The sequence below is a fragment of the Arcicella sp. GW458-12-2-14-TSB2 genome (genome assembly GCF_059423785.1).
The window spans coordinates 1-9,913 of the sequence record NZ_JBWKYN010000202.1; the positions used below are offsets into that span (position 1 = coordinate 1).

Here is a 9,913-nt window from a genome sequence, read left to right on the forward strand (position 1 = left end):
GTAGGATATGTCTTGGTTAAATAAATCAGAAAATTATCAAGATAATGGGTTTGTGAAAAAATTAAGAGTAAATACTTTTCCTAGTATTATTTTAGCCTCGCCAACTGGACAAATATTAGAAAGAAAGATAGGTAGTAAAACAATGATATTTGAGCTTAACAAAAAGCTAGAAGAATTAAGGCTTTTTAATAAATAAGACTCATTGATTGTACCTGCCAACCCTAAAACATCCCCAACTGCTCATTACTTCCCAATTTCCCTGTATAATAATCATTTACATCTTTATATTCATCTGGAAGATTCTTGCGAGTACAAGAGATATTAAAATGCGTAAAAATCTTTTCTAGTTCCTCTGCTGCCTTATGGCCTGCTTTGTCGTTATCTAAATAAAAAACCACATTGACTCGTTTAAATAATTTTGCCCATTCTTTTTTGAAGATATTGGCTGTTCCTAAACTCACAGCCGTTTTCCCTTCCTGAACTAAACGCACACAGTCGAAAGCCCCTTCGGTAACATATACGGTTTCTCCAGTTCTAGTCTTCTTTAAAACATCGGCATTAAATAGTGTTAAAGGCTTGTTATTCAAGAAACAATAGCGATTAGTACCATCGATAGGTTTATTAATCACACGGCCTTGTAAATAAACAATTCGACCTTCGCGATAATAAGGGATAATTAATGAATGGGCGTAAAAAATGAGGTTGTTTTTGGTATTATATAGCCCTGATTCTTGTAAGTCGAGGGTTGCGAAATGTTGTTTTAAATACCAAGTTACTTCGGTATAATCTTTAATGACAAATAGGTTAAAATCTTTAATGGTCTTATCAGTAAAGCCACGTTGTTTTAAATAAGCAAGGGCTGATTGAGACAATTCGTTTGATTTTTGTTGTAAACAAAAATTACGAAAGGCTTCATAAATCTGAGAATGTATTTCTTCAGTTGGCTTTTCTTTTTCTTGTACTCGTCTGATGGCGGCAACATCAAACAAATTGCTAGTAGGTAGTTTTTTCTTGGTGTATGTTGAATGCTTTTCAAAACCTGGGATATATTCTACTGCCATTTCCTGAATAGTAGATTTTATATCCATTTTCTTGATTTCTGAATACAAACTAATGCTGTTACCAGTTTTAGCACAACCAAAACAATAAAAGCTATTGGTATGTGGATATAGCACCAACGATGGCGTATCGTCTTCATGAAATGGGCAAATCATCCGCTGTCGCTTAACGTCAAGTCCCAAATCTTCTGCAATTTGTAGGATAGATACTTGGTTGAGCTCGTCTAAAATGTTCATCAGGAGAGGATATGATATATGTTTGTACAACAAAAAACCCGTAAGAATAAGTTCTAACGGGTTGTTGTTAAGATATTTATCAATGACGATTAGTTATTACTAAATCTCATTTTCAAGTCATTAAGTCTTGCTTTTACAGAAGTATCAATCTGACGATCGTTTACTTGAAGGATATATCCACCAATTAAATCTTCTTCAATTTTCTCAATGATTTCTACTTTCTTTCCAGTGGTATTGGCAACAATTTGCTGGAATTCAGCTTTTTGTGCTTCTGTCAATGGAGTAGCTGTAGTAACATAAGCCTTCTGAATACCTTTGTATAATTCATATTGAACAAGGTAATCTTCAGCAATTAGTTTTAATACTGACTCACGATTTTTTTGAGTAATAATTTCAAAAATAGACATCGTAGAATCGTCTACCTTACCTTTGAAAAGTTTTCTAAGTATCGTCAATTTATGATAGTGAGATACGATAGGGTTTTTCAACAGTAAGTAAAACTGATGGTTTTCGTCGCAGACTTGGTTGAAGAGTTTCATGTCTTCATATACCTGAGCTTCAACGTTTTTTTCTATCGCCAAATCAAGCAAAGATTTGGCATATCTGAATGCAACGGTTTGCTGGGACATTTTAATTTTGGATTTTTGATGTTGAATTTAGATAATAAGTATCCTCATTCTTTATTCAAATCGTAATATCAACTAATCGATATTAGTTTAATTTAGCATCAGCTAACAAAGTATTTACCAAAGCTTCTTGAGCAGCACGGTCAGCTAACTGAGTACGCAATACTTTTTCTGCGATTTCAAGTGATAAAGTAGCAGCTTCTTTTCTTAATGAAGCCACAGCACTTACTTTTTCTTGGTTGAAGGCAGCACGAGCTTTCTCGATTTCTTCTGCACCAACTTTCTGAGCTTCAGCTCTAGCTTGTACAATCATTGCTTCGCTAGCGTCTTTAGCTTCTTTTAAAACTCTGTCACGCTCAGCACGTGCTTCTGCGATTAGTTTTTCATTACCAGCTTTCAATTCCGCCATTTCTTGACGAGTTTTTGCTGCTAAAGAAAGAGCATCTTCAATTGATTGTTCTCTTTCTTGTAAAGATGCCATGATTGGTTTCCAAGCAAATTTTGATAACAAGAAAAACAAAAGACCAAAAATTACTAATTGCCAAACTATTAGACCAAGACCAGGGGTAATTAAATCCATCGTTGTCTGTGATTTTGTATGTGAAAATTTCTATGAATGCTTTCTAAAAACGTAAACTAACTTTCTGACTTAGAGAATGTATAGTACACATTTGATATTTTTTTAAGATGAAAATCAGCAATAGCCTAATGCTTTACTTGCTGATTTTCAAATTTTGCTTTTGAATAGGATTCAATTACCAAAAAACTAATTTTTTCAGATATGAACACTAATCAGTTGGTTTTGAATTACTTCAACGTTACCAACAAACAGATTACCGCTGCGAAAAGAGCTACGGCTTCAACGAATGCTGCAACGATCAACATAGCACCTTGGATTTTTCCAGAAGCTTCAGGTTGACGAGCGATAGCTTCCATTGCAGAACCACCGATACGACCAATACCTAAACCAGCACCGATAGCTGCAACACCAGCACCTAAACCAGCAAGACCTAAACCTAAAGAAACTTCTCCTAAGATTGACAAAAGTGACATAATTGTAATTGTTTATTTGTTAAATTAATTTGAAAAACGTTTTGAATAAATATTAATGATGGTGCTCTTCAACGGCTGAACCAATGTAAGTTGATGTCAACATGGTGAAGATATATGCTTGTAATAAAGCTACCAATAATTCGATAAGGTTCATGAAAATAGAGAAACCAACGATGATTGGACTAATTGCGATACTTTCAAAGATAAAAATTAATGAAATTAAGCTCAATAAAATGATGTGTCCTGCACTGATGTTAGCAAAAAGACGAACCATTAAAGAGAAAGGTTTCATGAACAAACCGATAACTTCTACGGGTGTTAATAAAATTAATAACCATTTCGGTACGCCCGGCATAGCAAAAATATGTCCCCAATAAGTACTTTTTCCGTTAAGGTTAGTTACAAAAAAGGCAATTAATGCTAATACTAACGTTACTGCGATGTTACCTGTTAAGTTTGCACCACCTGGTAATAATCCTAAAAGGTTGTTAATCCAGATAAAGAAAAACAATGTTAATAAGTATGGCGTAAAGCGTCTATAATGTTTTTCGCCAATGTTATTTTTTGCAATTTCGTCACGAACAAAAATGATGATTGGTTCTAATAACGACTGCAATCCTTTCGGTGCTTTTCCTTCACGTTCTTTGTATCCTTTTGCTACTGAGAAGAAAATAGTCAATAACAGCACAGCACTTAATAACAAAGAAGCTACGTTTTTAGTGATTGAAAAATCATAAACCGCAGAACCATCTTCAGCAACAATATGGTGATGTTCTAATTTAAGTCCTTCATAAGAAACAGCTTCATGGTGTTCGTTTTTGAACTTACTTGAAGAGAATACTTTCAAGCCATCTTTAGTAAAAACGATACATGGCAATGGAAGTGAAACGTGCGAATGTCCAATAGTAGCAAAGTGCCATTCGTGTTCGTCACCGATGTGCTCAAGGATAAGTTTACCTGGCTCGAATTTCGCTTCGCCATGGCTTTCTTCATGCTTGCCTTCTACGGCTTCTGTGCTAGTTTCAGTAGTAGGCGTAGCTGTTGTATCAGCACTATGCTCATGCTGAGCAAAAGTTACTGAAGAGAACAAAAATAAAAAAGCTAAAATATTTGAAAAATACACTTTCTTCATCACGGCTTCTTGGAAGTATATGGTTGTTTTTTGAATATTCTTAATAATAATCTTTACTCTTGGTTGGTGATAATCAATGCTTTATGAATAAAACTAATTGATTCACCTCTAAAAGTGTCGCAAGTTACGATACAATCCGTAAATTTCAAACCCTGTGTAACATAAATAGAGTACAAAAAAATTGGTAATAAAGATATAGATGTCTTTTGTACCCATATAAGCAATTACGCCAACGAAAATCAGGCTTAGAATTAACCTTGCTACAATACCACCTAAATAGAATTGTACAAAGTGCTCGCGATTGTTAGCAAACCCCATTTGTGCCAACAGATGATTCAGGTAAGAAACCGCAAAAAAGAAAGCCAATATTATCCACTTATAAGCATGAAGATATTGGGAAAGTCCTATTTGTGGCGAAAAATAAAATACCAAACCCAAGACAATCGTTAGGATAATGATTCTAAGCATAATCAATAATTTTTGCAAAGGTAGGCAAAGACTAACTTTCAGAAAAGGAGAATCATAAAAAAAGCTACTCAACGAAATACGTTAAGTAGCTTTTTTATTTTTTAAGCTAATCCTTATTTTACTTGATAAGTATTTTTCGCGATACCAATGCCTCCACTGAATGCTGTTCCTTCTACCACAATGTTGATACTTGTTTTTGCATCTGTGTTCCAGTAGGTTAAGGTAGCTTTCCCTGTTGAATCTGTTTGAACATTAGGAGCCCAATGGAGTGTAGAGCGAAAATCTGGACGAACATTTTCTGGTTTATCAACATCGTATTTAGGAGCATAGAATTCGCGAGCTACATGATATCCAAAACGCTTTTGAAGAGCAACGCCCAAGGCAGGGTCTTTTGAATAATCGTAGTTTGCTCCACCTCTTTTAGTCAAAATAGAAATTACGCCGTTACTAGCTCGCGAACCAAAAATAGCGGCATCTGCCCCTTTTAATATATCAATTTCATCAACATCACAAGGATTAATACCCGTAAGAATATCAACGGATGTTGCCATACCATCTAATACAACCAGTGGGTCAGTACTTCCGTTAATGGTGCCTATCCCTCTGATGATTACCTTATAGCCACCACTTCCATCAGGCGAAATCTGTACCCCTGGTACTCTACCTTGTAGCATTTGTAATACGTTGGTAGCGCCAGCACATAAAATATTATCCACTTTTATCGTATTACTAGCCCTACCATAAATTTTACGAGAATCTGGAGGGGTCTCTTTTTTAGCTCTCACCACTACCTCATCCAGCATCTGAACTTTATTAAGCTTTAATTTTTTCTCTAGTTCAATAGCATCTTTCGCTTTTTTTAAGAAATCCGCAAGTTCTTTGGCATCAAATTCTATAGGATTAAAAGGGGTTCTTATAATCTGTACTTTGGGCGCACTTGGTTGTGGGTCAATAGATACCTGAAGGTTCTTGCTTCCTTTATCTTTCATGCCTTGTATAAAAACTTGAGTACTATCATTAAAATCAATGCCGTAAAAAGCATAGTTCCCTAAAGAATCTGCACTACTCATTAAAATCTGAGGATTTTCATTTTGCGTTTTCAACATCAATGTCAGGCTTACATTATTCGCAGGTTTACCATTGGGACGTAAGGCTTTTCCTGTTACACTCAACCCTGTTTCTAAAATATGCTGAAAGCTAGGTTTTCTATTGTCAATAATATCTTTCCAAACAAATCGTCTCCAGCCCTGCGTTAGCATTAATATATCTAAATGTCTAGAGGCATTTTCATTATTAGATTCAAAATAATAGGCAGGTTGCTCTATATTACCTTTTAAACTTGCATAGTATTCGCCTGTTTTTTTTTCAGCAATATCTGAAGTTAATAATAAATAAGTTAATAAATTACCTTGAAAAGCATCAGGAATTACCTGCCCTGCATCTGTTACGGCCACAGAAAAATCACCTTTTAAGGGTTTCCCTGCTTTATCAGTTGCTTCCAAATTCAGCGTTACTTTTTCCCTGTTTTTATAGACTGCCTTATCAGTGCTAACTTTTAAATTTATCTGTTTGTCTTGCTGTACAAAAACGAGACGTTCGCATCTTGGTTCGCCTTTTGAATCAAACATCGTAATTTGTATGATACCATCGTCAGGAATTTTATCTTTAGGAATACTTACCCCAAAAGATTTTAGTTTTTCAGAACCCTTCGCTACAAAACAAATTTGTCCTCTTTGTTGTGCTATAATGACAATGTCCTTGGCTTTATCGGCAGGAATGGGTGTACTATTAGAAATGAAAACTTTTATCTTTTCTTTGTTCGATACATTATCAATCGCCATTGTATAGCCTTGCTGATAGGCTGTAGGTAAAACAAAAGACTTGAATGTGCCATCTTTTTGTTTGACGTATGCGGTATAGGTCTCTAGATTTTCAGGGGTAAAATTAAAATATCCCATTCCTAAATGTTCAGAATTGAAGGCTGCGGCAGTGTCTTTAGTACTACTCAATACAAACCCTTCGTGTTCCACTCCTTTACCTGCAATATTTACAGCTTTGAAACCTACTCTCGTTTGAAGACCCACTACTAAATTTCCACCTTCTGGAAAAAATTGTAAATCAGCAACTTCTTGTAATTTGTTTCCTGCGGTTTCGGTGAGTTTATTTTTTGAAGTACCTTCCCAAATTTTTATTTCTTGTCTGAAAAAAAACTCTTCAGAGAAATTTCTCATATAATTGGTATAAGCCCTGATTTGATAACTCCCTTCTGCTAAAGAATCAGGAATGAGAATATCACCAAATGTTGAACCATCAGATTTTAAAGTGCGTTGTGCAATAATTTTGCCTTTTGATTCATCTATTAAGTCAACGTATAGTACTCTGCTGACAGAATCTATTCTATGATAAGTAGCATCAAACAAATAGCCTTTGAACCAAATAGTTTCACCTGCTAGATAATAAGGTTTATCGAGCTGTAAATAAACTTTTTCTTGTGGGTTTTCATGATGGAATTTCTCGAATTTGGCGACTAAATTTTGAATAAAATCGTCTCCATCTTCCATAAAAGTAAAGGCAGAGGTGATAAAGAGGGTGATAGATAAAAAAGTAAATAGCTTGCGATTCATGCGTTTAGGTGGGTTTTGTTGTAATACCTTTTAAACGATTCAAATATCTTAGTTGGTGTTTACAAACACAATTATTTTGTGATAGGTGGGGTTTAATGGGGTACAAAAAAAAGATGACCCCAATTAATCAAAACTGAGGTCATCTTTTTATTTATATTCCTTTAACACTACAGCGTTGTAAGGTCGAAACCATCCATGAAGGCAGTAGTAAAGTTTCCAGATTTAAAACGTTCGTCATCCATTAATTTAATATGGAATGGAATAGTAGTTTTAATTCCTTCAATCACAAATTCTTGTAAAGCACGTTTCATACGAAGCAAAACTTCTTCACGGGTTTGTCCCGATACGATTACTTTCGCAATCATTGAATCGTAGTTTGGTGGAATAGTATAGCCAGAATACACGTGGCTGTCGATTCTCACACCACGACCACCCGGAAGGTGAAGGTTCGTAATTTTCCCTGGAGACGGACGGAAGCCATTTTTAGGGTCTTCAGCATTAATACGGCATTCTAAAGCAAATAATTTAGGGAAATAGTTTTGCCCTGAAATAGGTTCGCCCGCAGCTACTTTTATTTGTTCTTTGATTAAGTCAAAATCAGTAACTTCTTCAGTAATCGGGTGTTCTACTTGGATACGCGTATTCATTTCCATGAAGTAGAAGTCTCCGTTTTTGTCAACAAGAAACTCAATCGTTCCAGCACCTTCATAACCAATAGCAGCAGCACCTTTGATAGCAGCTTCACCCATACGAGCTCTTAACTCTGGTGTAAGGGCTGGTGAAGGCGTTTCTTCACACAATTTTTGGTGACGACGTTGGATAGAGCAATCACGTTCTGATAAGTGACAAACCGTACCGAATTGGTCTCCAACAATTTGTATTTCGATATGGCGTGGTTCTTCTACATATTTCTCCATGTAAAGACCATCGTTTCCAAATGCAGCAGCTGATTCAGTTTTAGCATCTGTCCACAACTTATCAAATTCTTCTTCTTTGCGGATGATTCTCATACCACGGCCACCACCACCAGCAGTAGCTTTGATGATAACTGGGTATTTGATGTCTTTCGCTAAAGCTTTTGCTTCTTCTACCGTATCAATTAATCCATCAGAACCAGGAATTACAGGAACCCCTGATTTTTTCATGGTATCTTTAGCTGTTGCTTTATCACCCATCGAATTGATTTGATCGGCGGTAGCCCCAATAAATTTGATACCATATTCAGCACAAATCCTTGAAAACTCAGCATTTTCAGATAAAAAACCATATCCTGGATGTATCGCATCTGCACCAGTAACTTCGGCAGCAGAAATAATAGCAGGAATATTTAAATAAGATTGACGACTTGGTGGTGGGCCTATACAAACGGCTTCATCAGCAAATTTTACATGAAGGCTCTCACGATCGGCAGTTGAATAAACAGCCACCGTTTTAATGCCCATTTCTTTACAAGTCCTGATGATGCGAAGAGCAATCTCACCTCGGTTGGCAATTAATATTTTTTTAAACATGATTCAATTTGAGCATTTGAAAACTTGAGAATTTATAATTTGATAACTAAAGGTTTAGCAAATTATTCTATCTTCAAATTAAGCCAGTTCTACAACAAATAATGGTTGGTCAAATTCAACTGGCGTTGCATTTTCAACCAAGATTTCAACTACTTTACCTGAAATTTCAGATTCAATTTCGTTGAATAATTTCATTGCTTCAATGATACAAACAGTTTTACCCTTTGTAATTTCTTTACCAATTTCAACAAAAACTGGTGAATCTGGGCTAGCAGAACGATAGAACGTTCCAATCATTGGTGATTTGATAGTAACTCTATTAGCATGAACTACTGGAGCTGCCGCTGGAGTAGCTGGTGCCGCAGGAGCAGCCGCTGATGTTGCAGGAGCCACCGCTGGAGCAGCAACGGCTACTTGTGGAGCTGCTACTTGCTGAATTACTGGTGCTGCACCATAACGTTTAACAGATAATTTTAACTCCGAAGTTTCAATGTTTACTTCATCAAGCGTTGATTGTGCAATAAAATCAAGGAGTTTCTGAATTTCTTTATTTTCCATGTTAGGACTGTTATAGGGATTACTTTACTCTTTCAGCGTACTCGTATGTACGAGTATCGACTTTAATTTTTTCGTCTGTTTGGATGAATAATGGTACAATAATAGTTGCTCCAGTTTCTACAGTAGCTGGTTTTTTCGGCGAGTTAGCTGTATCACCTTTTATGCCAGGTTCTGTATAAGTGACTGTTAACTCAACAAATGGAGGCATTTCGCAAGAAATAGGCAATTCAGTTTCGGCATTAATTAAAATCTCAACTTCTTGGCCTTCTTTCATCAAGTCGGCCGCTTCAACCATCTCTTTATTAAGCGTGATTTGCTCGAAAGTGATATTATCCATAAAAGTATAACCAAACTCTTCAGCATAAAGATATTGGAATACTCTACGTTCAACACGTACGGGGTAGATATTTACGCCTGAGTTGAAGGTATTATCAATCACTTTACCAGAAGTCAATGACTTTAATTTTGTCCTTACAAAAGCAGGTCCTTTACCTGGTTTCACGTGCAAGAATTCAATAATTGAAAATAAATCATTATTGAATTTAATTACTAAACCGTTTTTGATGTCTGCAGTAGTTGCCATTTTTGTTATTGATATTACAATAATGATTAGTAGTATTAAATAATCATCCAGTAATATCGCTAT

The 9,913-nt window shown here is 35.7% G+C and carries 10 protein-coding genes; all 10 read right to left on the minus strand.

Features of this window, described 5'->3' with window-relative positions:
* Positions 1 to 221: 221 nt before the first annotated feature.
* Positions 222 to 1,295 (minus strand): CHC2 zinc finger domain-containing protein, encoded by a 1,074-nt coding sequence (locus AC07XN_RS21095; RefSeq protein ID WP_494744486.1) that lies wholly within the window; start codon positions 1,293 to 1,295, stop codon positions 222 to 224.
* Between the two features lie 89 nt (positions 1,296 to 1,384).
* Positions 1,385 to 1,924 (minus strand): ATP synthase F1 subunit delta, encoded by a 540-nt coding sequence (gene atpH, locus AC07XN_RS21100; protein ID WP_494744487.1) that lies wholly within the window; start codon positions 1,922 to 1,924, stop codon positions 1,385 to 1,387.
* Between the two features lie 82 nt (positions 1,925 to 2,006).
* On the minus strand, positions 2,007 to 2,501 hold the full coding sequence (atpF, locus tag AC07XN_RS21105; protein ID WP_309912744.1) for a F0F1 ATP synthase subunit B: 495 nt from the start codon (positions 2,499 to 2,501) through the stop codon (positions 2,007 to 2,009).
* A gap of 227 nt (positions 2,502 to 2,728) precedes the next feature.
* Entirely contained in the window at positions 2,729 to 2,974 is a 246-nt protein-coding gene (atpE, locus tag AC07XN_RS21110) for an ATP synthase F0 subunit C (protein WP_184129022.1), read from the minus strand.
* A 52-nt stretch (positions 2,975 to 3,026) separates the two neighbouring features.
* Positions 3,027 to 4,106 carry a F0F1 ATP synthase subunit A gene (atpB, locus tag AC07XN_RS21115; RefSeq protein ID WP_309958939.1) on the minus strand — a complete coding sequence of 360 codons (1,080 nt, stop codon included), beginning with the start codon at positions 4,104 to 4,106 and terminating at the stop codon, positions 3,027 to 3,029.
* A gap of 108 nt (positions 4,107 to 4,214) precedes the next feature.
* On the minus strand, positions 4,215 to 4,574 hold the full coding sequence (locus tag AC07XN_RS21120) for a hypothetical protein (protein ID WP_494744488.1): 360 nt from the start codon (positions 4,572 to 4,574) through the stop codon (positions 4,215 to 4,217).
* Positions 4,575 to 4,687: 113 nt separating this feature from the next.
* Complete coding sequence (locus tag AC07XN_RS21125) at positions 4,688 to 7,198, minus strand: TonB-dependent receptor plug domain-containing protein (protein ID WP_494744489.1); 2,511 nt, start codon at positions 7,196 to 7,198, stop codon at positions 4,688 to 4,690.
* A 167-nt stretch (positions 7,199 to 7,365) separates the two neighbouring features.
* Entirely contained in the window at positions 7,366 to 8,709 is a 1,344-nt protein-coding gene (gene accC / locus AC07XN_RS21130) for an acetyl-CoA carboxylase biotin carboxylase subunit (protein ID WP_309912735.1), read from the minus strand.
* A 78-nt stretch (positions 8,710 to 8,787) separates the two neighbouring features.
* The gene (accB, locus tag AC07XN_RS21135) at positions 8,788 to 9,267 is read right to left on the minus strand and encodes an acetyl-CoA carboxylase biotin carboxyl carrier protein (protein WP_309912733.1); all 480 of its coding nucleotides are present in this window, start codon (positions 9,265 to 9,267) and stop codon (positions 8,788 to 8,790) included.
* A 19-nt stretch (positions 9,268 to 9,286) separates the two neighbouring features.
* Positions 9,287 to 9,850, minus strand: coding sequence for an elongation factor P (gene efp, locus AC07XN_RS21140; protein ID WP_309912730.1), 564 nt, complete (start codon positions 9,848 to 9,850; stop codon positions 9,287 to 9,289).
* Positions 9,851 to 9,913: the final 63 nt, after the last annotated feature.